The 25,539-nt window shown below is 73.4% G+C and carries 20 protein-coding genes; 9 read left to right on the top strand and 11 right to left on the bottom strand.

From position 1 onward, the window contains the following. Positions 1 to 10: 10 nt before the first annotated feature. Entirely contained in the window at positions 11 to 1,390 is a 1,380-nt protein-coding gene (locus WME79_RS19400) for a M50 family metallopeptidase (RefSeq protein WP_437537977.1), read from the bottom strand. Positions 1,391 to 1,547: 157 nt separating this feature from the next. On the opposite strand from WME79_RS19400, the gene WME79_RS19405 reads away from it, so the two are divergent. Continuing rightward, a complete protein-coding gene (locus tag WME79_RS19405; protein WP_437537982.1) occupies positions 1,548 to 2,411 on the top strand; it encodes an SGNH/GDSL hydrolase family protein in 864 nt (287 codons plus the stop codon). 29 nt (positions 2,412 to 2,440) lie between these two features. On the opposite strand, the gene WME79_RS19410 is transcribed toward WME79_RS19405, so the two are convergent. The 5 genes from WME79_RS19410 to WME79_RS19430 all read right to left on the bottom strand — a co-directional run bounded on the left by WME79_RS19410 (position 2,441) and on the right by WME79_RS19430 (position 6,031). After that, a complete protein-coding gene (locus WME79_RS19410) occupies positions 2,441 to 3,190 on the bottom strand; it encodes a lysophospholipid acyltransferase family protein (protein WP_437537990.1) in 750 nt (249 codons plus the stop codon). Between the two features lie 177 nt (positions 3,191 to 3,367). Beyond that, positions 3,368 to 3,799, bottom strand: coding sequence for a secondary thiamine-phosphate synthase enzyme YjbQ (locus WME79_RS19415; RefSeq protein WP_272098906.1), 432 nt, complete (start codon positions 3,797 to 3,799; stop codon positions 3,368 to 3,370). Between the two features lie 9 nt (positions 3,800 to 3,808). Then, the gene (locus WME79_RS19420) at positions 3,809 to 4,711 is read right to left on the bottom strand and encodes an HvfC/BufC family peptide modification chaperone (RefSeq protein WP_437537994.1); all 903 of its coding nucleotides are present in this window, start codon (positions 4,709 to 4,711) and stop codon (positions 3,809 to 3,811) included. Then, positions 4,695 to 5,552, bottom strand: a complete 858-nt coding sequence (gene bufB, locus WME79_RS19425) for an MNIO family bufferin maturase (protein WP_437537997.1) — start codon at positions 5,550 to 5,552, stop codon at positions 4,695 to 4,697. Before bufB ends, WME79_RS19420 begins: the two co-directional genes overlap by 17 nt. Before the next feature lie 149 nt (positions 5,553 to 5,701). Beyond that, on the bottom strand, positions 5,702 to 6,031 hold the full coding sequence (locus WME79_RS19430) for a hypothetical protein (RefSeq protein WP_437538000.1): 330 nt from the start codon (positions 6,029 to 6,031) through the stop codon (positions 5,702 to 5,704). A gap of 316 nt (positions 6,032 to 6,347) precedes the next feature. On the opposite strand from WME79_RS19430, the gene WME79_RS19435 reads away from it, so the two are divergent. From WME79_RS19435 to WME79_RS19445, 3 genes are all read left to right on the top strand, one after another. Then, positions 6,348 to 7,400 carry a hypothetical protein gene (locus WME79_RS19435; protein WP_437538003.1) on the top strand — a complete coding sequence of 351 codons (1,053 nt, stop codon included), beginning with the start codon at positions 6,348 to 6,350 and terminating at the stop codon, positions 7,398 to 7,400. Positions 7,401 to 7,431: 31 nt separating this feature from the next. Next, on the top strand, positions 7,432 to 8,427 hold the full coding sequence (locus WME79_RS19440; protein WP_437538005.1) for a hypothetical protein: 996 nt from the start codon (positions 7,432 to 7,434) through the stop codon (positions 8,425 to 8,427). Positions 8,428 to 8,523: 96 nt separating this feature from the next. Further along, the gene (locus tag WME79_RS19445; RefSeq protein ID WP_437538007.1) at positions 8,524 to 9,000 is read left to right on the top strand and encodes an SRPBCC family protein; all 477 of its coding nucleotides are present in this window, start codon (positions 8,524 to 8,526) and stop codon (positions 8,998 to 9,000) included. Between the two features lie 192 nt (positions 9,001 to 9,192). Here WME79_RS19445 and WME79_RS19450 read toward each other — a convergent pair whose 3' ends face one another. Further along, entirely contained in the window at positions 9,193 to 11,682 is a 2,490-nt protein-coding gene (locus WME79_RS19450) for an efflux RND transporter permease subunit (RefSeq protein WP_437538010.1), read from the bottom strand. A gap of 354 nt (positions 11,683 to 12,036) precedes the next feature. Between WME79_RS19450 and WME79_RS19455 the strand changes: the two genes are divergently transcribed. Next, on the top strand, positions 12,037 to 12,531 hold the full coding sequence (locus WME79_RS19455) for a hypothetical protein (protein WP_437538013.1): 495 nt from the start codon (positions 12,037 to 12,039) through the stop codon (positions 12,529 to 12,531). A 106-nt stretch (positions 12,532 to 12,637) separates the two neighbouring features. Beyond that, the gene (locus WME79_RS19460; protein WP_437538016.1) at positions 12,638 to 13,900 is read left to right on the top strand and encodes a glycosyltransferase; all 1,263 of its coding nucleotides are present in this window, start codon (positions 12,638 to 12,640) and stop codon (positions 13,898 to 13,900) included. Positions 13,901 to 14,085: 185 nt separating this feature from the next. Here WME79_RS19460 and WME79_RS19465 read toward each other — a convergent pair whose 3' ends face one another. From WME79_RS19465 to WME79_RS19475, 3 genes are all read right to left on the bottom strand, one after another. Further along, positions 14,086 to 14,790, bottom strand: a complete 705-nt coding sequence (locus WME79_RS19465) for a hypothetical protein (protein ID WP_437538019.1) — start codon at positions 14,788 to 14,790, stop codon at positions 14,086 to 14,088. Positions 14,791 to 14,822: 32 nt separating this feature from the next. Then, positions 14,823 to 15,248, bottom strand: coding sequence for an EVE domain-containing protein (locus WME79_RS19470; protein WP_437282361.1), 426 nt, complete (start codon positions 15,246 to 15,248; stop codon positions 14,823 to 14,825). A 105-nt stretch (positions 15,249 to 15,353) separates the two neighbouring features. Beyond that, complete coding sequence (locus tag WME79_RS19475) at positions 15,354 to 15,797, bottom strand: L,D-transpeptidase family protein (protein ID WP_437538023.1); 444 nt, start codon at positions 15,795 to 15,797, stop codon at positions 15,354 to 15,356. Between the two features lie 375 nt (positions 15,798 to 16,172). Between WME79_RS19475 and WME79_RS19480 the strand changes: the two genes are divergently transcribed. Beyond that, entirely contained in the window at positions 16,173 to 17,243 is a 1,071-nt protein-coding gene (locus WME79_RS19480; protein WP_437538026.1) for an RNA polymerase sigma factor, read from the top strand. Positions 17,244 to 17,470: 227 nt separating this feature from the next. Next, positions 17,471 to 18,529 carry an OmpA family protein gene (locus WME79_RS19485; RefSeq protein WP_437538028.1) on the top strand — a complete coding sequence of 353 codons (1,059 nt, stop codon included), beginning with the start codon at positions 17,471 to 17,473 and terminating at the stop codon, positions 18,527 to 18,529. A gap of 26 nt (positions 18,530 to 18,555) precedes the next feature. Here the strand turns inward: WME79_RS19485 and WME79_RS19490 are convergent, their stop codons facing one another. Further along, positions 18,556 to 22,977: a hypothetical protein gene (locus WME79_RS19490; RefSeq protein ID WP_437538031.1), complete on the bottom strand. Its 4,422-nt coding sequence runs from the start codon at positions 22,975 to 22,977 to the stop codon at positions 18,556 to 18,558. Between the two features lie 71 nt (positions 22,978 to 23,048). On the opposite strand from WME79_RS19490, the gene WME79_RS19495 reads away from it, so the two are divergent. Continuing rightward, positions 23,049 to 25,478 (top strand): peptide ABC transporter substrate-binding protein, encoded by a 2,430-nt coding sequence (locus tag WME79_RS19495; protein WP_437538034.1) that lies wholly within the window; start codon positions 23,049 to 23,051, stop codon positions 25,476 to 25,478. Positions 25,479 to 25,539: the final 61 nt, after the last annotated feature.

Raw genomic sequence — 25,539 nt, forward strand, 5'->3', positions numbered from 1 at the left:
GCCTAGCCGGTCAGGGGCGCGGCAGCACCGCCTCGAGCGCCGAGCCCCGGAGCGCCTCGAGCGCCGAGTCCGACCACGCCCGCGCCCGATCGGAGAACCCGGCCTCCACCGCGCGCCGGAGCAGCTCGAGCGCCGCCTCGATGTTCCCGTCCTTGGCGCTCGCGCGCGCGGCGTCGTACGCGTCCTGGCCGAGGCCCACGCGGCGGAAGATCGCCTCATAGAGGCGCGCCGACCAGTCGAACGCGCCGCGCTCGAACGCGATCTCCGCCATCCTGCGCGCGTCGTCCTCCGAGAGCTGCTCCACGATGTCCAGCGCCACGGCCGCGGCCCGCGCCACATCGCCCTGCTCCACGAGCACCCGGATCAGCGGGCCCGCGACCTCCTTCCGGTCGTCGCCGGCCTCGCGGGCCGCCTCGAGCACCTTCCGCGCCTGCTTCAGCTCCCCGAGCGCGAGGTGCACCGCGCCGACCAGCGCCGGGTCGGGCTCGCCGTGCTTGCGCGCCTGCGCGAGCGCTTCCCCCGCGCGCTTCGCGTCGCCGAGGAGCAGGTGCGACCAGCCGATGAGCTCGTGCGCCTCCCGGAGCGCGCGCTTCGGCGGCGCCGGCGACTGCGCGAGCACCTCCGCCGAGAGCGCCATCGCCTCGCCCGTCCGCTCTTCCTCCACGGCCCGGCGCGCCCGCTGGAGAAGGACGGCCGTCTCGGGCGGCATCGGCTCCTCCTGGAACTCCGCGCGCCGGCGGTTCATGGAGGGCGAAGGCGCCGCCGGCTCGCTGCGGAACCGCTGCAGGCTCTGGAACGCGGACATGACGAGGATGAACGAGAAGAAGAAGAACCCCGCCCGCAGGAAGACGATGGCGAGGATCACGGCGGCGATGCCCGAGATGGCCGCCGTCAGCCGGGCCCGCTTCGGGCCGAGCGCGTGCTCGAGGACATGACCGCCGTCGAACGGGAGCACGGGGATCAGGTTGAGGACACCCCACACCATGTTGACCTGGATGAGCAGCTCCATCCCGTTCAGCATCAGGGTCGGGAGGGCGTAGAGCGCCGGCACATAGCTGAGCACGAGGTGAAGGACCCCGGCGACGAGGAAGCCGGCGAAGGGGCCTGCCAGGCTGATCAGCACGTGCTGGAGCCGCCCGAGGGGCATGAGCGAACGCCAGGTCGTGGTCCCGCCCATGAAGTGGAGCGTGATCTCCGGCTCGATCCGGTGCCGCTTGATGGCGAGCGCGTGACCGAACTCGTGCATCAGGACCGACAGGAAGACCACGAGGATCCAGACGAGGAACAGCTGGTACTGCTGCCTGGCCAGGATTCCGTACCCGAGCAGGGCGGCGGAGAGCCAGAACCCGAGCTGGACGTCGACCGAGACTCCAAACAGACGGAAGCTCATGCGCATGTAATAAGCCGTGCGGGCCGTTCGCTCAATGATTGCCGTGCGGACGCGGCCGGCCGTAGAGTGCGCGGCGTTGCGCGCGGCCGCGTGCGCGGCGCGCCAGAGGGCGCGTCGCGCCCTTCCTGGCCGCGCGGACGCGGCGCCGGGAGCGAGCATGGGCAGGGAGATCCGGGTCAGGAGATGGGCGCTCGCCGGGGTTGCCGCGGCGGGCATGGCGTGCGGCGCCGCACCGGCGCCCGCGCCAACCCCCGAGGCGGCGCGGGCGCCCGCGCCGCCGTCCGAGGCCTCCGCGTCGGCCGCAGGCCGCCCGGCTGAGGCCGCCGCGCCTGCCGAGGCCGCTGCCGCGCCGCCGGCCGCCGCGCCGCCCGAGTTTGAGGTTCCGCCCAACACGGCGGTCCTCCATGTCGGCGACTCGTTCGCGGTGGCGGGCTTCGCGCAGGCGCTCCGCCCGAGGATGCAGGAGCACCGCGTGCGCTACGCGGTGAAGGCCGAGACCAGCTCGTACACGGTGACGTGGGCCTCCAGGATGGAGCTCCTGGTCGCGAACTACCAGCCGGACCTCGTGATCATCAGCCTGGGCGCCAACGAGGTGGAGAACGTCAACCCGCCGGCCCACGCCGGCGCGATCCGCCGCATCGTCAAGGCGATCGGCGGTCGTCCGTGCGTCTGGGTGTCGCCGCCGCTCTGGCGCAAGGACACCGGCATCATCGACGTGATCCGGACGAACTCGGCCCCGTGCCGCTTCTTCGACTCCGACGCGCTGGTGCCGGGCCCCCTCCCGCGCCAGAAGGACAAGATCCACCCGAACGAGGTGGGCGGCGCGCGCTGGGCCGAGGCCTTCTGGAGCTGGCTCACGGCGGAGCACGTTCCGGCCGGCGGGGACCAAGGCGGGGCGGCGCTGGCGCGCAGCCCCTGGGCGCTCCGGCCGTCTCCGCCAGAGGAGCACCGCTCCCGGGCGGAGGCCCCGGAGAGCGCGGCCAAGCCGGGCGAACAGGTGTCGGAGCGGCGGGCGGAGTGATCCGAGCCGAGCGGCGGACGCGCTACACGCTACGCTGGCGACGTCGCGACGCCCGCGCCGCGGTGGACCAGCCCAGGATCGTGGCCGAGCGCCCCTGCGATCGCCGCCCTCACGTCGCGCATCAGCCGGTTGCGGCCCCCGGCGCCGTAGGGCGCCGGATCGATCGGCGGCATGATCGTGACCACCACCCGGTGGTGCTCCTGCACCACGAAATCCTTCGCCCGGAGCACGTGCCGCGTGCCGTCGATCGCCACCGGGAGGATGGGCGTGTTGGTCTCGATGGCCATCCGGAAGCCGCCGCTCTTGAACGGGAGGAGCGCGCCGGTCTTGCTCCGCGTGCCCTCCGGCGCGATCCAGACCCGGGTCCCGTCCTGCAGCATGGACGCGCCGACCTGCAGGCTCGCGCTGGCCTGGACGTGATCGCTCCGGTTGATCCGGATGAACCCGGCCGCCTTCATCGCCTGGCCGAAGATCGGCACGTTGAACAGCTCCTTCTTGGCGATCATCCGGAGCCGCCCGGGGATCGCGCGGAACACCACCGGGATGTCGAAGAGGCTCTGGTGGTTCGACATCACCACGAACGGCCGCGCGCCCGCGGCGTGCTCGCGCCCGCGCACCACCAGATCCACGTCCGCGTCCGCGAGCACCTTGCGCGCCCACCAGTCCAGCCGCTCATCGCAGCGCTCGAGGGTCACACGCCCCACCATCGCGTCCACCACGGTCGGAAAGCAGATCCGGGCAGTGTCGAAGATTCCCATGAACGTCGTCTGAAGGCTCATCGCTCTCTTCCCGCTGGTTCCGCTGAAAGGTGAGGGGGATCGCGTGGCGCGCTGGCGACCGAGCAGGCCCTGCCGTACGCGGCGGGCAAGCAGCCCTCGAGGGGCGCCGAGCTCATCCAGGGCTCATCCAGCACTCGTCCACTGCTCGTCCGTACGCGAACGCCGCAAGTATACCACTCAACCCCCGGCTGTGGTGCCGGTCACGGTCACTACCACGCGGCGCCCGTGGGGAGAACTACGGTGCTCCCAGACATACAGGGCTTGCCAGGTCCCGAGCGCGAGGCGGCCGCCGGAGATCGGGATCACCTCGCTCGAGCGGGTGACGGCGCTCCTGAGGTGGCCCGGCATGTCGTCGGGGCCCTCGTCGTCGTGCTCGTAGTCGCGGCCCTCCGGGGCAAGGCGCGACATCCAGCGCTCCAGGTCGCGGAGGACGGCCGGATCGGCGTTCTCCTGGATGATGAGGCTCGCGGACGTGTGCTGCAGGAACACGGCGCAGAGCCCGACGTCGACGCCCGCACCGGCGACGACGCGCGCGACCTCGCGCGTGATATCGACGAAACCCCGGCCATTCGTGCGGATCTCGAGGGTGCGCTGGACGATGGTGGTCACCGCGCCATCTTAGCCGCGTTCAGCGTGGGCGCCCGGCACGACGTCGACGATGAGCCCCCAGCTCGTCCATCGCTGGAACCACACGCCGACGTGCTCGGCCAGCGCCGCGCCCGCCCCCTCTCTGGCGCCCGCCGCCTCCTCGGTGCCGGCCGCCTCCTGAGTTCTGGTCGCCACCTCCTCACACGCCGGGACGAGCGGTACGCCCCGCCCGAGCGCCTCGAGGAGCGCGAACGCCAGCGGATCGAGCTCCTCGAAGCGGATCGTGAGATCCGCGCCGCGGAACACGGCGAGGCGGACGGGGCGGGGCGCGGGCAGCGCGGGCGACCGGCCCTCCTTGAGTTCGCTCCGGAGGACGTGCGCCGGATGGCCGAGCCGCACCAGCGCGAGCAGCGGGTGAAGGACGATCCTGGCGGTGGACCAGCCGTCCGCCGGCATGTCCGTCACCTTCGCCGGATCGAGCGGAGGGGGCGAGGCGCCGTCGAACAGATCGACGAGGGCGTGCTCGTACCGCGCCACGTCGCGCGCGAGATCCCGCAGGGCAGGGGGGAACCCCTCGTGCGCGCCCGCGAAATCGGCGACGTCTCGCCCGAGGTCGCGCAGCGTGAAGCTCGCGGGCGGGTGCGCCGCGAGGTAGGCCCTCGCGAACGCGTCGAACCCGTCGTCGCCGAGGACGTGCGCCAGCGCGGGGTAGTCCTCGCGGAGCGCGTCCCTGTGCCGCAGCCAGAACTGCCGCCGGTAGATGTCGGCCTGCTCGGCGGGCGCGAGCCGCTCGCTCCCGGCGACATGCTCGCGGCACAGGCCGGCGAGCTCGGCGTCGTCCGGGAGCGGCGCGCCGGCCGTGAACATGCGGGTGAGCTGGCCCATCAGCGCGGCGAGGTCGGCCGGGGGCGCGGGGTCAGGCGGCGCGCGCACGGGCCACCTCCTCCCGGATCGCCCGCGCCTTCTCCGCCTCGGCGGCGAGGACCTCGAACGAGGGGATGTCGTCGTCCCACTCGATCAGCGTCGAGACGCCGCCGGTGCGGGCGACCGCGCGCCGGTAGAGCGCCCACACGGCGTCGACCACGTGATCGCTGTGGGTGTCGAGGATGTACGCGCCCTGGTGCGTGTGGCCGGCGAGGTGGAACTGCACGATCCGGTGGTGCGGCACGCCGTCGATGTAGGCCTCCGGATCGAAGCCGTGGTTGTACGAGGAGACGTAGACGTTGTTGACGTCGAGCAGGATGCCGCAGTCGGCCTCCTCCGCGACCGCCGAGAGGAACTCCCACTCGCTCATCCGGCTGGCCGTGAAGGTCAGGTAGCTCGACACGTTCTCGAGCGCGAGCCGGACCTCGAGGAAGTCCTGCACCACCCGCGCCCGCGCCGCGACGTGCCGCACGGCCTCGTCGGTGTACGGCAAGGGGAGCAGATCGTGCAGGTTGATCCCGTGCGCGCCCGTCCAGCACAGGTGATCGCTCACCCAGGGCGAGCCCACCTTGGCCAGCAGCGCCTTCAGCCGGCGCAGGTAGTCGAAATCGAGCGGATCCGTGCTGCCGATCGACAGCGAGACGCCGTGCTGGACGAGGCGGTAGCTCGAGAGGACGCGCTCGAGGTTGGCGATCGGCATGCCGCCGTCGACCATGAAGTTCTCGCTGATGATCTCGAACCAGTCGACGCGGGGCTGGTGCTCGAAGATGTGGCGGTAGTGCGGGATGCGCAGTCCGACGCCGACGCCGAGGTCGGGGAGTCCCAGCCGCATCCGTTCGAGGTTCACCATGGTTCACCGCGAGCCTTGCTCAGGGGTGGAGGGATGCACCGCGGCGCCTCACGGCCCAGCGGATCCGCGTGGAATCGGCCTGACGGCCCCAGCGGATCCGGCGGACCCGCATGGAGCCGCCTGGATCCGCCGGGCCGGGCGCGCTGAACCTACGACGAGCAGTCGGCCGGCTTGCAGCCGCCCTTGCCCTTGCACTCGTTCTGGCCGGCGCACGCGTGGCTATCGCTCTTGCAGCCGCCCTTGCCCTTGCACTCGTTCTTGCCGGCACAGCACGCCTTCGCGGCGTTCTCCGGCGCCGCCGCCGGAGGTGCATCGGCCGCGGGGGCGGCGCCCGTCTCGGGCGCGGGCGGAGGCGACGAGGCGCAGCCCGCGAGGCCCGCCACCATGCCCGACACCGCCGTCAACGCCAACGTCTTGCCCATGTCGATCGTCATCTGATCCTCCACGCTCGTCTTCTTCGTCGCGATCATCGAGCCCATCGCGCGCCTCGCCAGAATGGCGCGCCCGCACGCTGGAGCCCGTCGGGTCTCGCCGGCCTCTCGACCGCGCTGAGCCCATCGCCTACGCGTCACTACGCCCGACCGGTTCCACGGTTTCACTTCGGACGCGTTGATTCTTCATTCAACTCCCCGTAAGTGAGCGGGGTTGACCTCCACGCCCACGCGAGCCCCCCCTGCGTGCACGGCGTCCGGCGGCGTAGCCTCTGCGGCTGGGGCGCGCGGCCAGCGTGCAGCGTTCCATGCACGACGTAACTCGCTTCGGACGGGAGGCGCAAGACAAAGCGTCCAGCGCGGCGTGCCGGCGCCTTGGCGCGTCCTCGTCCACCCGCGCCGCGGGGCGCTCCCGGTGCTCGCAGCGCTCTCGCTGGGGGCGGCCGGCTGCGGGGGGGCGCCGCGCGCGGGGGCCGGCGCGCCGGGCAGCGCGGCGGGGGACGCGGCCTCCGGGCGTGAGCTCCCGGTCGAGGCGATCGCGGCCGAGCTCGAGGCCTTGAGCGGCGCGGTCCTCGAGGGGCGGGAAGCGACGTTCCGGGACATCCTGGCCGACGCGATCGCGAAGGACGCGTACCTGTGCCAGCCGGCGCCGCGCCGCGTCTTTTCCGGGGCGCGCGGCGACGTGCCGGAGGGGGAGCGGCGGATCGCCGGGGTGATGCCGCACTACGGCCTCTTCTTCGGTCCGATGAGCTACCTCGTGCGGCGGCGCGGCGGCGCCTGGGAGGTCGACGTGCGCATCGCGGTCGACCCGCCGGAGGGCGCGGGCTGGCTCGAGCTGCCCGACTGCGGGCTGGCCGCCCGGCTCGGGGGCGCGATCGCGTGCCGCGGGACGCCGTACGCGCGCTCGGGATCGACGGACGCTTGCCCGGGCTCCGGCGTGTTCACGGCGAGGGCGACGCCGGCCGCGATCCGCGCGCTGCTCGCGCGCTGGTCGGACGAGGCCGAGGGGTACTGGAACCGCGACGCGCGCGCCTTCGGGCTGCCGGTGCGCTACGACTTCGACTTCGTGCTCGCGGACGAGGCGCGCGGGCGGGCCCTCCGGGTCGATCTCGCGGTGCCGCTCTCGCCGACGTGCGGAAGGACGCCGTACTTCAGCGCGATGCGGGCCGGCTGGTCGCTGCCCGTGCTCGCCCACGAGGTGGGGCACGTGCTCGGGCTGCTCGACGAGTACGAGGCGCTCTCCGGGATCGTCCGCTGCTATCCGAAGACGCCGTTCCCGGGCGCCGAGATCAGCCGGATGGGGCTGTCGATGAAGGAGGAGACGCGGCTCCTGCCGATCCATCACTACCTCGTGCTCCGCCGCTTCTTCTGCCGCGAGCCCGCGTCCATCAACCCGTATGCCGGCGCGATCCGCTGACCTGATGCCGGCGCGATCCGCTGAGCGATCCATGCGGCCCCGCGCCAGTCGCCGCCACGCTGCCGCAGCGCTCGCGTGCGCGGCGCTCGCGTGGACGGGGCTCGCGGGCTGCCGCTCGGAGCCAGAGCGCGGCGCGGCGGACGCGGGGCCGAGCGCGGACGCGGGGCCGAGCGCGGCGGACGCCGGGGCCGGGGCGTCGGACGTGGCGCCGCCGCTCGTGGGGGCGCCTCCGGGGCCGAGGGCGCTCGCGCCGCCGCCGGCGGAGCCGCGCTGTCCGCCGGAGATGGTGCGGGTCGCGCGCCGGTTCTGCGTCGATCGCTACGAGGCGGTGCTGCTCGACAAGGAGACGGGGCTCGAGATCTCCGCGTTCTATCCTCCGTCGCGCCAGGCGGCCGCGTCCGTCGAGCGCGTGTGGTCGACGATGCGGCTACAGCTCGGGGACGACGAGGCGCGCCGCATGGAGCTGCCGCTCCTGCCCGGCTGGCAGAAGCAGCGCGAGTTCGAGCCGCGCGCGGTGTCGCGCAGGGGCGTGCTCCCGCAGGGCTACACGACCGGCGCGCAGGCGGATCTCGCGTGCCGGAACGCGGGCAAGCGGCTCTGCTCGCTCGACGAGTGGCGGACGGCGTGCCGCGGCGAGCGGGACGAGCAGTTCCCGTACGGGCCGACCTACGCGGACGGGCGGTGCAACGTGTTCCGCGAGCACCACCCGGCCGGCGTGCTCCACCGCGACGTGACGCTCGGGCACAGCGACCCGCGGCTCAACTTGGTGCGCGTCGCCGGGGCGCCGCTCTTGCGGCGGACGGGCGAGACCGCCACGTGCGCGAGCGCGTGGGAGGACGACGCGGTCGCCGACATGGTCGGCAACCTCGACGAGTGGATCGACGATCCGGAGGGGACGTTCGTCGGCGGGTTCTACGCGCGCGCGACCCGGGAGGGGTGCATGGCGCGCGTCGCGTCGCACGACTTCACCTATTTCGACTACTCGACCGGCGTCCGCTGCTGCGCGGATCTGCGTGCGCCGTTGTGACGGGCGAGCGGTCGCGGCGGAGCGGGACGATCTGGTAGCATTGGCCGCTGCGCGGAAGGACGTCGCGCTCGTGCGACACCGCGGGGAGGACCATCGATGCTGGCAGCCCGATATCACGTCTACGATTCAGCGGTGCTCGACGCGCCCATCGAGGAGGCATGGAGAGAGCTCCGCGATATCGTCACGCTCCTGCCGATCGTCTTCGGTGACGGCGTCAAGGACTACCGTTACGTGGACGGCGGCTCGGCGGAGACGATCCCGTCGCGCTTCGAGTTCACGCTCCACCCGTCGGGAGACAAGGCCGTGGAGGAGGTGGTCGCGCGATCCGAGACCGAGCACTCCGTCACGTACCGGCTGCTCGGGCAGGTTCTGGGCATCGAGGGGTACATCGCGACGTACCGGCTCCGCCGCATCACGACCGAGCCGGGCAAGACGTTCCTCGAGTGGCCCCGGGAGTTCGGCGTCGCGCCGGGCCAGGAGCCTGAGAAGGTCGTCCCGTCGGTCGCGGCCCTCACCGTGAAGGAGATCGTCGCCATCAAGGAGCACTTCGCGCAGCGCCGCCGCTCCGTCTGATGCACAGCGGCCTCGGCCGAGCGCACGGGGCCGAGGTGGAGAGTACTCACGGTTCCGCGAGGGATGGCAGCAGGGGGCCGGAGTCCGAGGGCAACTGCTGGAGGGGCCGGCGCCGGGGGCCTCAACGGATCGAGTGCGCACGAGGGGCCTGGCGCCAGGGGTCCGTGACGGATCGAGTCCGTCGGCACGCCCTCAGGTCGTGGGGCGGCCGACCGCGAGGAAGGCCTCCTCGCCCTTCGGGCGCCGCCGGTCGCGCCAGACGAGCGCCGCGGGCAAGACCAGCACGGCCGCGAAGAGGCACGCGAGCTCGCCGATGACCGCGGCGACGCCCAGGCTCCGCACCGCGTAGTTCTGCGAGCGGACCAGGGCGAGATAGCCCAGCGTCGTCGTGAGGCTGCAGAGGATCACGGCGCCACCCGTCTCGCGCACCGCGGTCAGCGCGCCGCCCGCGCCCTCCCGCGCGTAGCGTTGCACGATGTTCACGGCGTAGTCGACGCCGATGCCGAACGTCAGCGGCAAGGCGATGAAGTTCAAGAAGTTGAGCTTCACGTTCATCAGCACGAGCAACCCCGCCATCCACGAGACGCCGACGAGCAGCGCGCCGAGCACCGCGAACGCCGGGCGGCCGCCGCGGAAGGCGACGAGCACAACGAGGACCGTCGCGGCCAGCGAGAACAGCACCGCCGGCGGCACGTCGTCGATGACCGCCGCCCACATGTCCGCGTAGATGACCGCGCGCCCCGAGCCGCGCACGACGCTGCCGTCGGGGAGCCGCGTCTCGCGGTACGCGTCCGCCCACCGGAAGAGGTAGTGCGCGTCGTGGACGCTCTCGGGCGTGATCGGGCTGATGTACACGATGCGCCCGCGCGTCCCGTCGGTCTCGGTGAACGCGCGCGCCACGCCCGCCGGCAGATCGCCGATCCCGAACGGCGCGAGATCGTCCGGCGGGATGACCGCCTGGATGCGGCGCCAGTCCTCATCGCCGACGAGGCCGCGCTTCCGCGCCCTGAGGACGCGATCCTTGATCTCCTGGAGCAGCGGGAGCTTCGCCTCCTGATCCCGCGGGACCAGATCCTGGAGCGCGTAGATCTCCTTGAACGGCTTCGCCCCCTCGGGCGCCGCGTCGCGCCTTGCATAGAGCGCGGCGCGGAGCGGCTCGACCTGCTCGGGCCGGTCCACGAGGATCGCCATGCCGTCGGTGCCGACGTAGCCGGTGATCTCCTCCGCGAGCGAGCTCAGGTGGATCTGCGCCGCGCGGGCCCCCACGTCGTTGCGGAGGTTCTCGAGGTTGTACTCCATCGGATCGGCGCGCACGTAGCTCACCGCGGCGACGAGGCCGGCCGCGGCCAGGGCGAGGCCCGCGAGCGTGAGCGTGACCGGGCTCCGCGACGCGAGCCGCGCGAACGGCGCGCCGAACGCGACGCCGCCCTGGGCGCGCCGCCGCAGCCTGCCGAGGAAGCCCGGCGACTCCTGCTCGAGGGGGACGATCCGGTCCATCACCGCGAGGATGCTCGGCAGCGCGACGAACGTGGCGATCCAGCAGAGCACCATGCCCGTGCTGCCGATGAGGCCGAAGTCGTGGAACCCGCGGAACTCGGTGACGAGCAGCGAGCCGTAGGCGGCCGCGGCCGCGCAGCCCGCCGTGAGCGTGGGCAGCCAGGTCTCGCGGTGGGCGACGCGCACGCCCTCGAGCAGGCTCGCGCCGCGGCGGCGCGCCTCGAGGTAGCGCGCCATGTAGATGATGCCGAAGTTGATCCCGTTGCCGGCGACGATCGAGAAGAGGAACCCGGTCGCCATGTTGAGGTGGCCGAGCGCGAGCTGGGTGGCGCCGAACGTCCAGGCGACGCCGATGCCGATCGTGATCAGCATGGCGACGAGCGTGCGCAGGCGCAGGTAGTAGAGGAACACGACAGCGGCGATGAGGACCGCGCCCGAGACGCCGACGTCGGTCAGGTCCTCGTTGATCGCCGCGTACTCGGCGATGCCGGTCTGAAGATCGCCGGCGAGGCCGTAGGTGATCCCCGGGTCGAACGAGGCGGGGCGCACGCGCTCGACGACCTCGCTCACGCGCCGGATCGCCTCGGAGCCGGCGGCGAAATCGCTGGCCATCACCTTCGAGCGGATGGCGACGACGACGGTCTTGCCGTCCTTCGACTGGTAGTAGCCGTCGGGGTAGCGCCCCGTGTCGACCCCTTGAAGGCCGAGGCTCTGCTCGATCGAGCTGGCATTGATCTCGGGGGGCGGCTCGTCGTCGTCGAGCAGCGCACCCGTCGCCTTGTTGACCTCGTAGGTGTAGCGCGCCTCGATGTCGTCTCTCAGCTTGGTGAGCCTGTCGCGATCGACGTAGAGCCCGGCGCGCGGCGAGAGGAAGCGGTAGGCCTCGTGCACCCCGTCCTCGACGCTGCCGACCCACGGGGGGCCGATCCGCTCGATCTCCGGGACGAGCGCGTCCGCGGCCCGCTGGAGCGCGGCCGTGGGCGTGCCCTCGCCGCCCTGGAGCACGACGAAGAGCGTGGAGACGCCGGCCGTCTTGGCCGCGACCCGGTCGAGCTCCTGCACGCTGGGCCGCGACGCCGGCAGCAGCGACTCGAACCCGGTCAGCACATGGAGCCGCGTCGCCAGGAAGATGGCGATCACGGTGAGGATCCCGGTCGCGAGCAGCGGCAGCGCCGGCCGCTTCACCTGGAGCTCGGCGAGGCGCGACGCGAGCCCGCCACCGCGCGACGAGGGCGGCGCGAGGTGGGTAGAGGTCTCGCGGGAAGCTTCACCGGAGCTTTCAGGTGAAGGAGACGGGCGGGGCGCCGGAGGCGGTGGCATGTGCGGAGCGGACATGAGGCGGTGTGTGGATCCGGGACGGAAAGGGACGTTGGAAGGGACAGTAGAAACGCCGGTGGACCACGTTCTTAGGGAACGTGATCCTCGGAGAACAGCGGTCGCGTGCGGCGCAGCGGCGGCGCGTGGCCGAGGTCCAGGTGGCCGCGGAGGCGCGCGGGGCAGCGATAGCAAGAAATGGGGGGTGGAGCGACCGATGGTTGCTTGCGCTCGTTCATGTCACCATCGCATCCGAAGGCCGTTCTCTGGGATCTGGACGGGGAGCTGGTCACATCCAGCAAGCTCCTTTTCATCGCCTGGCGCGAGGCGCTCGGGGCCGAGGGGCGCTCCTACGGCCACGCTGACCATGATGCGGTGTTCGGGATGCGCAACGACGATCTCCTGCTGATCCATCCCGAGATTCCGGCGGCCGAGATCGCCCGCATCGCGGGCACGAAAAAGCGGCACTACCGGGAGCTCGTGGCCGAACCTCCGGGCGGCCGAGCGGGGCAGGTTTCTCGCCGTGTTCTCCTACATCCGAACGTTTACGTGGACGTTCACGACCACGACCACGACCACGACCACGTTGGTGACCGATGGTGGGGTGAATGGGGAGCCGGGCTTCGTGCCCTGAGCGTGACCGACGCGCTTGGTCAACGCCTATGCGGGGATGCTCTCACCTGCTCCCGGCGGACATCGGAATGGTGCTACGTGCGTTGACAGCCGAGCGGGCGGTGCGGTACGGCGGAGCCGCGCGGCGATCGCCTGGATTGCCTGCCGCAGACACGCGCCCGAAGCGCATTCGGCGCTGAACAGGAGGACGAAGGTGAAGATCGCGTTGGGCATGCTCCCGGAGCTCGGCCATCTCGTTCCGACGTTGTCGCTGGCAAAGAACCTGCGCGCCGCGGGGCACGAGGTCGTCTACCTCGGGGTCGCCGACTTCGAAGGGTGGGTCCTCGAGCGCGGGTTCGGGTTCGTCCCTGTCTTCGACACCGTCTTCCCTCGCGGGTCCCTGACGGCGAACCGGGCCGAGACCGCCGAGGCCTTGGCTGCACGGTTCGCCGCTTATGGCGAGTACCTGCAGAGCGGAGCGCTGGAGTCGCGCCTGCGGGAGGCGAGCCCCGACCTCGTCCTCGCCGACGCGCTCAACGATTTTCTCATGCTGAGCGCGTGGTCGCTCGGCCTCCCGTGCGTGCGGCTCTCGACGTCATTGCCTCAAGGATGGGCGCCCGGCGTGCCTCCCCTGTCGAGCCCGCTCCCCTATGACGCCTCTCCCGAGGGCCTCGCGCGATCGGAGGGGGCCTGGGAAGCCTTGCTCGCGTCGCGCACGGGCCAGGGCAGCTATCATGCGATCAAGCTCGCCAGCCTGGTCCACCGCTACGGCTATCCGCTCGAACGGATCGATCGTCGCGGATCGTTCGAGATGGAGTTGGCCGAGCTCCCCGAGATCGTGCTCGGGCCATCGCGGCTCGATTTCCCGCGACCTCCGTCCGATCGGCGCATCTACGCCGAATCGCTCTGGCTCGATCGTCCGGAGGTCCCGTTCTCCTGGGAAGCGCTCGACGGGCGACCGCTCGTCTACGTCGGTGGAGGCAGCCAGGCGCATCGTCGCCGAGAGACCCTCGCGATCGGCGCGCTCGCCGCAGAGGTGGCGGCCGCGATGCCGGATCACCAGTTCGTGACGGCGATGCCGGAGGGCGGCCCCGGGGAGACGGCGAGACCGTCCAATCTGATCGAGGTCCGGTTTGCCCCCCAGCTCGCGCTCATCGAGCGGAGCTGCGTCGTCCTGGGGCACGCTGGGCTCGGCTCGCTCAAGGAGTCCTTCTACTACGGCAAGCCGGTCGTCGTGATCCCTGGCCGTTTCGATCAGCCGGGCAACGCGGCGCGGGTCCGCCATCACGGCCTCGGTGCGGCGTTCGAAGCCAGCTCGGTCACGGTCGCGGACGTGGTGGAGGCGCTCCGCAGGCTCTCGTCCGACGCCGCCGTCCAAGCGAATGTCGCGTTCGTGCGAGAGGAGCTCGTCACGCTGGAGCGAGAGCAGCCCGGCCGCCGGTGGATCGACGCCTACCTCGCGTCGGGAGCGCGATGAGGCCCTAGCTCAGTGCGCCAGACATCCCGCCAGGGATCTGTCTCGCGAGCGATGAGAGAATTTAATGCAAAGACGCAAAGTCGCAAAAATACACAGAAATCTGTTCTTTTTTGCGACTTTGCGTCTTTGCGACTTTGCGTTGAAATCTCTCTCCGGATCCCCGGCTGGACTCCTGGAGGATGGAACTAGGGGCCGGGCGGGGTCGTGCCGGCGTCCGCGGCCCCCGTGCGGCGAGGCTTCGCGGCGGCGCCTGCGCCCCCATCGCGGGGCGCGCCGGCGTCCACCGGCTTGGCGCCCGCGTCCGCCGGTGCGGTGCCCGCGTCGGCCTCGGCGCCCGCGTCCGGCGGCGGCTGGTCGGGCGCCGCGGGGGGCGCGGGCGGCGGGGGTGCCGGGGGGAGCTCGCTCTCCCAGCACTCCGGCTTCGGCGGGGCCGCGAAGTGGACCGTGCGCGAGGCGGCGTCGCCCTTCCGGGTGACGAGCTTGTCGGTCTTGAACACGGTCGCGTTGCCGCACGCATACTCCGCGGTGTGCTTCGCCTCGTGCCCCACCACGTGCGTCCGGGGCGCGCGCTCGTTCTCGCACTGGGCCCACTCGATCTCGTACTCGGCGTCCTGATCGGAGAGGAGGATCCGACTCGGCGGGTCGTCCTTGGACCGGCGCCCGGTGAGCGTGGTCCGGGTGATCGGCTCCTTGCCCTCGCGCACCGTCAGCGTGACCGGGAAGCGAAGGCTCCCGCGCATGTGGGCGCGCGTCGCGCCGATCTCGAAATCGGGGCAGATCGGCTCCCCCTCGATCGGGGAGGGCGTGGGCGGGCCGCCGCACGCGGCGCTGGCGAGGAAGCTGCCGAGGAAGAAGACGGCGAGGGGTCGGGCTCCAGGGCGGAGGTTCACGACGGGATTAGTCGTTTCCCCGGGTCCGCGCGTCAAGCGATCTTGGTCTTGCCCAGCTTCAGCACCCGATCGAAGTGCTCCTTCGAGACGGGCACCACGCTGAGCCGCGACCGCTTCAAGAGCGAGATCTCGGCCAGCGACTCGTCGCCGCGGATCGTGTCGAGGCTCACCTGCACCTTGAACGGCGCGACCGGCTCGATGTCCACCACGCTCCAGTCCTCGTCGGCGTCGGCCGTCGGATCCGGGTACGCTTCGCGCTTGACGCGCGCCACGCCCGCGACCGCCTTGCCCTCGCTCGAGTGATAGAAGAGCACGAGATCCCCCTGCTTCATGGCCCGCATGTTGTTGCGGGCCTCGAAGTTCCGGACGCCGTCCCACATCGTCTGGCCGTCGCGCACGAGTTGCGCGAACGAATATTTCTGAGGCTCGCTCTTCATCAGCCAGTAACGGCGAGACATGCACGATCTCCAGGGCAGGCGCGAGGGCGGCGCCGGCCTCGCCGTCGCGCTCTCATCCTCGACGGACAGCCCGTCGATTTGACCGGCTACCCTAGCACCGCCCGTTCAGTCGGTGATCACGATCTTGGCGCCGTCCGGCGTTCGACGCGCGATCTCGTCAATCTCGTCGTCATCGAGGGCGATGCAGCCGAGCGTCCAGTCGCTCTCCTTGTGCACGCCCGCGAGCTGCGCGCTGCCGACGCCGTGGATGCCGATGCTGTGCCCGACGCCGCGGCCCGGCGGGACCTCGCCGCGCCGCTTGAGCTCGGCGAAGCGCGCGCGATCTTCCTCGTTCGGGTAGCTGACGATCAGGAACCGATGGAACAGGCCGTTGATGCGGCCCGCGACGCGGTACGTGCCGACGGGGGTGCGCTTGTCGCCCTCGTAGCGCTTTGGCCCCGGCCCGCCCGGCCCGAGGGCGACCCGATAGGACCGGACGATCTCGCCGCTCGCGACGAGATCGAGCGTGTGCTCGCTCTTGTCGATCCGGATCTCGGTGACCGGCGGCAAGGCAGCGCCCCTCGGAGCGCGCCGTGCGGCAGCGGCGGCGTCCCGGACGCGCGGTGCAGCGGCCGCGGGCGCGGCGGCGGACGGAGCGGTGTGCGGCGTTCGGCGCGGCGCGGCAGCGGCGGCTGACGGAGCGGCAGGTGGCGCTCGCTTGGGCGGCGCCGCGGCCGCGCGAGGAGCGCCGTCCGGGCCGGCGGTCAGGGAGGGGGCCGTGTGGGTGAGGGAAGCGGCGAGCAACGCCGCGGCGACGACGAGAGGGGGCCTGAGGAGCATGCCCGACCGTCGGCGCCGCGCTGGAGAGTGTGACGCCCGGTCGGGGTCTGCAGTATTCTCGATCGGGCGCGTCACACTCCGCGGTCGCGGCGCGATGCAGGGTCGATGAGCACGCCGATGACCACCGAGGACCGCACCCCCGCGACGAACCCCCTGGCCGAGCCGGGGCTCCGCCGAGCCCTCGAGGATTTCGTGCGGCGGCGCGTCCCGAGCGGCGAGGTCGACGACGTGGTGCAAACCGTCCTCTGCGACGCGCTCGCGTCGCCGGGGCGCCCGGCCGACCCGACGGAGCTCCGGCGCTGGCTCCTCGGGATCGCGCGCCACAAGGTGGCCGACCACCACCGGCGCTCGGCGCGAGAGGCCGCGACGGATCTGCCCGACCTGCCGGTCGGCCCGCCGCCCGTCGAGGCGCGCGAGCTGGCGCGCTGGGCGGAAGAGCAGGCCTCCGCGAGCCGCGACGCCCGGCAGACGCTGTCGTGGATGGCCCGCGAAGGGGAAGGCGAGAAGCTCGAGAGCATCGCCGCCGAGGAGCAGGTGCCCGCCGCCCGGGTGCGGCAGCGCGTGTCGCGGATGCGGCGATGGATGCGGGAGCGCTGGATGGCCGAGCTCGCCGCGGTCGCGGCGCTGGCCATCCTCGCGATCATCGTCGCCCGGCTCCTGCGGTCGACGAGCGACGCGCCGATGATCGCGCCGCTGCCCGAGCCGCAGCCGAGCGCGCCGCCCGACGGGCCTTCGCCGCCCGTCGCGCCGCATTCGCCGATCGACGCGCTGGAGCGCGCGCGGTCGCTCCGGGCCGAGGCGCTGCGCGCCTGCGACGAGGCGGCCTTCCGCCGGTGCCTGGACCAGCTCGACGAGGCGGATCGGCTCGACCCAGCGGGCCGCGACGCGCCGGAGATCGCCGCGGCGCGCGAGCGTGCGCGCGAGGCGCTCCGCGCGCCGACGGAGAAGACCCCGGCGCCCGTCAACGAGAAGCTCGACAAGAAGGACGAGAGCAACTCGCGCCCGGCGCCGAAGCCGCGCTCGAAGGTGGCGCCGCCGCCCGCACAGAAGCCCACCTCGTCCGTGCCCGCGGAGCAGATGCTCAAGGAACAGATGCTCAAGTCGAGGAAAGCAGCGCCGAAATCGAAGGCGGGTGGCGGGCTCGACGAGATGGATTTCCCGTCGGGGAAACTCTAGCCGCTCGCGCCAAGGGGCAAACGACGCGCCGAGATCGAGCCGAGCTCGACGAGTCCCCGTCGCCTCCGGAGCGGGGGGCCGACGCGATACCGAGGGGAGCGGCGCGCGCCGCCGTACGAATCCATCTCGCAGTTTCCCGCGTAGTCGTCTAAACACGCTGGCGCTCGGCGCCATGAACGACGCCAAGGAGAGGAGCCCAGGAGATGCGAACGACGAGATGGCTTGGAATGGCATTCGCAGTGTCCCTGCTCGCGGCGAGCGCCGGCTGCGCGGTTGAGCCCCAGCAGCAGACCGCGAAGGCGCCGGCACCGCCGCCGCCGCCTGCGCCGCCTGCGCCGCCTGCGCCGCCCCCTGACGCGGACGCGGACGGGGTGCTCGACGATGGCGCCGACAAGTGCGTCGCCGAGAAAGAGGACGGACTGCCGCCCGACGCCAAGGATGGCTGCAAGTCGACCGACCCGGACGGAGACGGCTTCGCGGCCGAGGCCGACAAGTGCCCGACCGAGGCCGAGGTCAAGAACAACTACAAGGACGACGACGGTTGTCCGGACGTCCCGCCGGTCGCCCTGCTCGGCAACGAGGTGAAGCTCAACGAGAAGATCGCCTTTGTCGCCGGCAAGCCCGATATCGAGCCTGCCTCGCAGGGACTGCTCGCGAACATCGCGCAGATCCTCAAGGATCATCCGCAGATCCAGTTCGTCGAGGTCGCGGCCTATTCCGAGAAGCTCGCCAACGACGCCGCCGCCGTGACGCTCACGAAGAAGCGCGCCGAGGCGGTGGTGAAGGCGCTCACCGCGCTCGGGGTCGAGAAGAACCGCGTGCGGGCCGCCGGCTACGGGGCGCACTGCGCGACCGATCCGGGCGAGACCGAGGAGGCGAAGGAGAAGAACCGCCGCGTCGAGATCAAGATCATGCGGCTCGACGGCAAGGACACCGGCGTCGAGCTCGCCTGCGCCGCGGCCGCCACCAAGGGCCTCAAGCCGGCCGGCGTGCCCGCGACCGCGCCGAAGGGCGCCGCGAAGGCCTCCGACGCGAAGCCGGTGGACCCGAAGGCCGCCGCCAAGCCCGCGGATGCGAAGCCCGCCGCTGCTCCTGCCGCGCCGGCGCCCGCCGCTGCGCCGCCGGCTGCAGCGCAGCCCGCCGCCGCCGCGCCCGCTGCGGCCAAGCCCGCGGCTGCCGCCGCGCCTGCCGCGCCCGCCGCAGCGAAGCCCGCAGACACGAAGCCGGCCGCGGCGAAGCCTGCGGACACGAAGCCGGCCGAGACGAAGCCTGCCAGCGTGAAGTAGTCGCTCGGCGCCGCGCAGCGGGCAGGCTAGCGAGCCTGGCCGCGCGCGGCCGCGAGCAGCTTCGTGAGCGCCTCGCGCGCGGCCTGCCGGCGTTGCGGCTCGGGCAGCGCGCCCGGGCGCAGGCGCTGGATCTCGGCGCACAGCGCGGCGCGATCGCCGTCGACAGGCTCGCCGCACGGCGCGCCGCGCGCGCCCTCTCCGGGGGTGTCGCCCGGCGCAGGCTCGCCAGCGAGCGCGACCGCGGCGGCCTCGATGAGGCGCGCGGTCGCCGCCGCGTCGGCGTCCTCGCCCCGGAAGCGACCCACGAAGTCGGGCTGCTTCGAGAGCCGCAAGAGGATGTCCCAGCGCTGCTCGCGCACGGCGAGCTCCGTCGCGAAGAGCACGACCTTCAGGTTGCGGCCGAGGTCGGGGAGGGCGCGCGTCTCGCCGTCGAGCGCCATCAGGTCGTCGACGACGCTCGCGTCGAGCGCCGCGGCCGCGCAGCGCACCGCGACGCTGAGCAGATCCGCGCGCAGGGCCGGGCCGACCGAGGGAGCGCGGCCGAGCGCGCGCGCGGCGGCGAGCACGACGGGGCCGCAGTGCCCCTCGCGGCGCTGCCGCGCCAGCATCACGCTGGCGTCGTAGAGCCGGCCGCTCTGCCGCAGCGCCTCCACGGCGGCCGTGAACGCGTCGGGGTCGTACGTCCCCCGCTCCGCCGCCGTGAGGAAGCCGTCGAGGCTGCGCAGGGCAGGGCACGCGGCCGCGCTGCCCGCGCGCGCCTGTCGTTGGAGGTGCGGCAGCTTGCCGAGGACGTCGGCGATGCGCAGCGAGAGCGCGAGCGGGTAGGCGTCGCAGGCAGGCTCCTCGTAGCCGCCGAGCTCGACCCTGGCCTCGGTGCACGCGAGCGGTCTAGCGACCGCGGCGAGCGAGCGCGCGGTCCTCGCGGCGAGCGGGCCGAGCCCCGGGACCGCGGCGAGGCCGGTCGGGAGCGGATCGAGGAGCGCCGCGACCGCGGCGTCGTTCGCGTCCGGCGGCAGGAGGCCGCGGACGAGCGTCCAGAGGTCGCCGGCGAGGAAGGGGTGACCGGCCTCGGCCGCCAGCTGGGCGTCGATCGCGAGCAGCGCGCGGGCGTCTCGGCCCCAGGCGAGCGGCTGGTCCGGGCGCAGCGCCCGCCGCCCGAGCCGGAGGCCGAACGAGAGCGCGCCGATCGCCCGGCGCGCCGCGGCGGTGCCGCGCTCGGCGTCGCCGTCGAGGAAGTGGTAGGCGGCCGCGAGCGCCGCGGCGCTGACGTAGGCGCGCGCCGCGTCCTCGTCGCTCCGGGGCGAGCCGTCGGGCGCGAGCGACGCGGTGAGGGAGCCCTCGGGCTCGCCGCGGGTGCGGAGGCCGAGGCCGAGCTGGAAGCTGTTCGCCCCTTCGAGGAGCCCGGCGCCGTACGAGACGTCGAAGCTGAGCGAGAAGACGCGGGTCGCGGTCTTCTCCTCGTAGCGGTAGGTCATGCGCGGCACGCGCAGGCCGCGGGCGTCGGCGGCGTCGAGGACGCGGTCGAGGGCGTCGCGCGCCTCGGCGCGCCGGCCGCCGGCGAAGTCGCGCACGGCGCCGACGAAGGCGAGCACGTCGCCGGTGTCGGCCGCCTGGCAGGCGTCGTCCGACGCCTTGCTCATGGCGCCGGCGTAGGCCGACGGGTCCGGGGCGACGCCGCGCCGGGCCTTCGCGATCTCGCCGAGGTACGAGAGCGCCCAGGCGACCCGGCTGCCGCTGTCGTTCGCGAGCGCGATGGCGTCCGGCGACGGCGGCCCGCCCAGCACGGCGGCGCCGAGGAGCGAGGCGAGCAGCGCGAGGTCGGCCTGGTCGCGCAGCCCGAGGGCCGAAAATGCGCGGGCGTAGCCGACGAACAGGCCCCGCAGATCGCCGCCGTCGTCGCGCGCCGCGGGGAGCGAAGCGAGCGCGTCGAGCAGCGCGCCGCCGGCGGGGCCTCGTCCGACGCCGCCGCGCCGCGCCGGATCGTCGCGGAACGCCGCGGAGAGCCCGCGGAGCACCCGGCCGAGCGGGGCGCCGCTCCGCTCGGCGAAGCGCTCCGCGGTGGACGACTCGAGGAGCGCGCGGGCGAGCGCGTAGCCGCCGGTGAGCGCATCGGCGAGGTCATGGTCGACCCAGCCGGAGAGGCCCGCGGCGACGGCGGCCTCGGCGTCCGCGGTCGGGAGGGTGAAGCGCGGCGGAGCGACGCGCTCCGGCGCGCCGGCGGCGCGCGGCGGCGCCGAGAGGAGATCGATCGCGTCGGAGAGGAGCGTCACGAGGAGCCGCGCCCGGCGCGCCCACGGGCCGTCGCCCTGCCTGTACCGCGGCGCGAGCAGGATCCGCCGGCGAACGTCGCCGAGCCGCGCGAGGGCGCGGCGGGCCTCGGGGCTCGGCCCGCGCCCGGCGGCGCAGGCGGCCCCGGCCGGCGGCGGCTTGCGCGAGCGCTCGGTGAGGAGCACGGCGAGGACGCCATCGGCCAGCGCGGTGACGTCCTCGACGAGCTCGGGCGGCGGCGCCTCCGTGGCGCCGGCCGCGGTGGCGCCGGCGTCGGCATCGCGCGCCGCGAGCCCTGCCACGGCGCGCCGGAGCGCGTCGCGCGCCTGCCGGCGCTCCGGGGGGAGCCTGGCTGCGTCGGTCGCCTGCGGATCCAGCGCGCCGGCGGCGCCGAGCGCGGCGTAGCGGGAGAGGCTCGCGGCGAGCGCCGCGAGGCCGGGGTAGGGCAGCGCCGGGGCGGGCGCGAGCGTGCGCTCGATCTGCGCGGACGAGAACGCGAGATCCGGCGCCTGACCGGAGGCGAGCCGGTACAGCGCGTCGGCGGCGTAGAGGCCGGCGACGCCCCAGCCGGCCTGCTCGGTGAGCTCGCCGCGGAGCTTGGCGGTGAGCGCGCCCTGCAGGGCGAGGAAGTGCGGGGGCTGCACCTCGGGCGGGTACGCCATGCCCGCGAAGACGCCGGCGAGCGCCGCGCCGAGGACGGCCTCCGGGTCGTGCGCCTCGGCCATGCGGCGCTGCACGGCGATCTGCGTGAGCTCGACGATGGCGTCGCGGAGGGGCTCGTCGGCGAGCACCCCGGGGCTGTAGGCGAGGGGGATCAGCGCGAGCGCGCGGTAGCGGCGCGGCTCGGCCTCCGCGAGGGCGCGCAGCGCCGCGAGGTGCGCGAGGCCGAGCTCGGTGGCGCGCCGGTGGACGGCGCTGCCCGCCTGCCCTGCGGCGGGCGCGGGGCCGCGCTCGTGGAGCAGGCTGGGCGCGAGGGCCCACGCGGTGCTCGTCTGGTCGACGGCGCGGACGAGCGCCTCGTAGCGCGGCAGCCATGCGTCGAGCGGGAGCCGTCGTCCCGGCGCCGCCGCGGTGCTCCCGGGCGCGGCGGGCGCAGCGGAAGGGTCGGCCGGGGCAACGGCGCCGGCGAGCGCCGCGGCGAACACGAGGTCGCGCGGGCCTTCCATGGGGGGCGCGACGTCCCGGCCGCAGCCAGGGGCCTTGCCGAGCAGATCGTCGAGCGCGGCGCGTCGCTCCGCGGGCGCGGCCCGCAGCACGGCCGCGCCGCGGGCGCGCCACGCCGCGCGGCCGTCGCGGGCCGTGCGCACGCGGAGGAGGTCGCCGTAAGGCGTATCGCCCGGCGCGGGCGGCGGGTCGAGGCGGGGGGCCGAGGGCGCGCTGGTCGCGTCGTCATCGGCCTCCTCGAGCGCGACCCCGGCGGTCGCGAGCAGCTGCAGGGCGTAGCGGCCGCGCAGGACCGGCTCGTCGTTCGGGTCGCGCCCCTTCACCGCGGCCGCGAGGGCGTCGGCCGCGGCCGCGGCCTCGACGTAGCGGAAGCGGCCGGCGGCGCCGAAGGCGCGGCGAACGAGCGCGGCGAGCGCGATGTCGTCCGCGACCCGCGAGAGCGACGCGTCGCCGCGCGCGATCGGCGCGAGGCCGGCCATGAACGGCGCGAGCGGGTCGGCCGGAAAGAGCTGGACGGCGCCGTGGCGGGCGCGCGCGTGGACGAGGTGCTCGTACCCGAGGGCCTCGCCGAGCGCGAGGAGCAGCGCATCCGCGCCGAGGGCCCCGGGGGGCGGCAGCGGCGCGGCGCGGATCCATTTCACCTCCGCCGCGCCCGCAGGCGCTCGCGCCGAGCCGGCGGCCTCCGCGCCCGCCTCGACGATGACCGCTACCCGCGGCCCGCGCCCGCCCCGCCGGTCGAGGTCGCGGAGCAAGAGCGCCCATGGGTCGCCGGCGTCCCGGGCGGCGCGGGCCGCGACGTAGCCGAGGGCGAGGTCGCGCGGCGGCCGGCCCTCCGCGATGGCCGCGGCGAGGGCGCGCTCGCACGCGTCGAGGTGCGCAGGATCGCACTGGGCGGCCGGCGGGTGCGTGGCGCCCGGGGAGGCCGCGCCGCCGCAGCCGGCAGCGAGCAGCGCGAGGAGCAGCGCGGAGCAGAGCGGGAGAGCGCGCGGCGAGGAGGACACGCGATCGTGCAGCATGGCGCGCGCGCGACCTTACACGAAACCACCCCTGGCTTCCTGCCCCCGTAGCGCCGTGCTACGCGCGCGATATGCGACGGGCTTCGGAGCGACGAGGTGCCGGCGGCGCGGGGGGCGGCGGGAGCGACGGTTGCGGGGCGCGCGGCGCCTCCGCGGCGCTCGGGCTCGCGATCCTCGCGCTCTCGGCGTGCAGCGAGGGCGAAGGCGGGTATGCCGGGACGACCGCGCGCGTCGGCAAGGACACCGAGACGATCTACATCAACAACGGCAGCGAGCCCGAGTACCTGGATCCAGGAAAATCCAACGACTCGGCGAGCTCCACGCTCGTGCAGCAGATGTTCGAGGGGCTGACGACCTACGGCGCCGGCGACCTCCGCCCGGTGCAGGGGGTCGCGACCCACTGGGAGCAGAGCGACGACAACCGGCTCTTCCGGTTCCACCTGCGGCCAGAGGCGCGCTGGTCCGACGGCAAGCCGGTGACGGCGCACGACTTCGAGTACGCGTGGAAGCGCGTGCTGCGCCCGTCGACGGCCTCGCTCGCCGCGACGAACCTCTATGTCCTGAAGAACGGCGAGCTGTTCAGCCTCGGCAAGCTCAAGGCGCTGCGCGAGGCCGCGCCGCTCCGCGCGGCCCCTCGGCCCGACGCGCCGTCCGCGCTCGATCTGCCGAAGGGGTCGTTCGTCGTGGTGCTGGCGCGCTCGCCGATCCAGGTGGACACCGCGATCGCGCCCCTCGCGGCGCTGCCGGAGGGCTCCACCGCGGTGACGTTCGCGAAGGGTGACGCGAAGGCTGGCGCAGGCGATCGGCTCTCGTTCGCCGCGTCAGCGGGCGACGCGGCCGCTGGCGGCGCGGCGCCGCTGGGCTCAGCGCCCGGCGGCGGCTGGCAGGGCGCCGTTGTCGACATCGTCCGCGTGGGCCCGCCGTGCAAGTGCAACGGCGCCGCCGACCGGTGGTTCGAGATCGAGCGGGGCGGCGCGCGCGGGTTCCTCCCGGGATGCGCGCTCGTCCCCCCCGCGGGCAACGCCACCAACCCGGGCAAGGAGAGCGCAGGCGCCGCGCCCCGGTCGGAGGCGTACGCCATCGTCACGCCGCACACGAGCCTCCCCACGTACGAACCCGCGGCGCCGCCCGCCGGCAGCGCCGCGCAGGGCGAGGCCCCCGTGGGCTTCGTGCCCGACGCGCTCCTCGTGGAGGACGACGGCGCGGTCGGCGTCCGGGCAAGGGACGACCTTACGCTCGACGTGCAGCTGGAGCAGCCCACGCCCTACTTCACCGATCTCACGAGCTACGTGACGCTCTTCCCCGTGCGCAAGGACGTGATCGAGGCGTTCGAGCAGCGCGGCGAGCCCGAGCTCTGGTTCCGCCCCGAGAACATCGTGGTCAACGGCCCTTACACGCTCGATGAGTGGAAGTTCCGTTACGAGATCACGATGAAGCGGAATCCGATGTACTGGAACCGCGACAAGCTGAAGATCCACCGCGTCGTGTGGCTGGAGGTCGAGCTCTACAATGCCGCGATGAACATCTACAAGGCGGGGGATCTCGACTACCTGGGCGACAACGCCTCGCTGCCCGCCGAGCACATGGGCTTGCTGTCGACCAAGCGGGATTTCCAGCGGTACCCGTACCTCTCCATCTACTGGTTCGAGTTCAACACGAAGAAGCCGCCGGTCGACGACGCCCGCGTCCGCTGGGCGCTCAACCTCGCTGTCGACAAGCGGCAGCTCGTCGACAAGGTCACGCGGGCGGGGCAGACGCCGGCCACGCACTACGTCCCGGACTACACCGGATCGGGCTATGACGAGGCGGTCGCCGAGGACAGGAAGCTCGGGGTCGATCCGTTCGCGTCGCCGGAGGTCTCGTTCAACCCGGAGCGCGCCCGCGCGATGCTCGCCGAGGCGGGATACGAGGTCGTCCGGGAGGGTGACGGGTATCGAGCGAAGAACTTCCCCGCGCTCGAGCTCCTCTACAACACGAGCGAGGGCCACAAGCAGATCGCCGTCGCGGTCCAGGACATGTGGAAGCGTCACCTCGGCGTCTCGGTCACGCTGCGGAACGAGGAGTGGAAGGTGATGCTCAAGAACGTGCGCGACGGGCACTACCAGGTCGTGCGGTTCGGCTGGATCGGCGAGTACAACCACCCGGCAACGTGGCTCGGCACGCTGCTCTCGTACAGCCCGCAGAACCGGACCGGATGGGCCGACCAGGAGTTCGACGATCTGATGCGCGCCGCCGCGGCGACGGCCGATCCGAAGGAGAGCATCCGGGCGTTCCGCAAGGCGGAGAAGCGGGCCCTCGACGGCATGCCCAAGCTGCCGCTCTACTTCTACACGAAGTCGACGCTGGTGAAGCCCTGGGTCAAGGGGTTCAAGGGCAACTCGCGCGGCGTGCAGCTCGTGAAGTGGCTGTGGAACGACCCGAGCTGGCGCGACAACCCGTCGAACGAGACCGCGTTTCCGGAGCTGGAGTTCCCGACGCCGGGGCGGCTCGGCGCGCCCTGACGTTACTGCCGGGCGGGCCGGCCGCGCCCCGAGGTCCCCGTTGACGCGCCGGCCTGTGCCG

Source organism: Sorangium sp. So ce726, assembly GCF_051521405.1.
GTDB lineage: Bacteria > Myxococcota_A > Polyangia > Polyangiales > Polyangiaceae > Sorangium.

Coding starts and splice junctions, on each gene's coding strand:
- WME79_RS19470 (WP_437282361.1), bottom strand. CDS start 15,248: ATGTCTCGCCGTTACTGGCTGATGAAGAGCGAGCCTCAGAAATATTCG.
- WME79_RS19410 (WP_437537990.1), bottom strand. CDS start 3,190: ATGAGCCTTCAGACGACGTTCATGGGAATCTTCGACACTGCCCGGATC.
- WME79_RS19495 (WP_437538034.1), top strand. CDS start 23,049: ATGCGACGGGCTTCGGAGCGACGAGGTGCCGGCGGCGCGGGGGGCGGC.
- WME79_RS19445 (WP_437538007.1), top strand. CDS start 8,524: ATGCTGGCAGCCCGATATCACGTCTACGATTCAGCGGTGCTCGACGCG.
- bufB (WP_437537997.1), bottom strand. CDS start 5,552: ATGGTGAACCTCGAACGGATGCGGCTGGGACTCCCCGACCTCGGCGTC.
- WME79_RS19480 (WP_437538026.1), top strand. CDS start 16,173: ATGAGCACGCCGATGACCACCGAGGACCGCACCCCCGCGACGAACCCC.
- WME79_RS19490 (WP_437538031.1), bottom strand. CDS start 22,977: ATGCTGCACGATCGCGTGTCCTCCTCGCCGCGCGCTCTCCCGCTCTGC.
- WME79_RS19485 (WP_437538028.1), top strand. CDS start 17,471: ATGGCATTCGCAGTGTCCCTGCTCGCGGCGAGCGCCGGCTGCGCGGTT.
- WME79_RS19440 (WP_437538005.1), top strand. CDS start 7,432: ATGCGGCCCCGCGCCAGTCGCCGCCACGCTGCCGCAGCGCTCGCGTGC.
- WME79_RS19430 (WP_437538000.1), bottom strand. CDS start 6,031: ATGGGCTCGATGATCGCGACGAAGAAGACGAGCGTGGAGGATCAGATG.
- WME79_RS19405 (WP_437537982.1), top strand. CDS start 1,548: ATGGGCAGGGAGATCCGGGTCAGGAGATGGGCGCTCGCCGGGGTTGCC.
- WME79_RS19400 (WP_437537977.1), bottom strand. CDS start 1,390: ATGAGCTTCCGTCTGTTTGGAGTCTCGGTCGACGTCCAGCTCGGGTTC.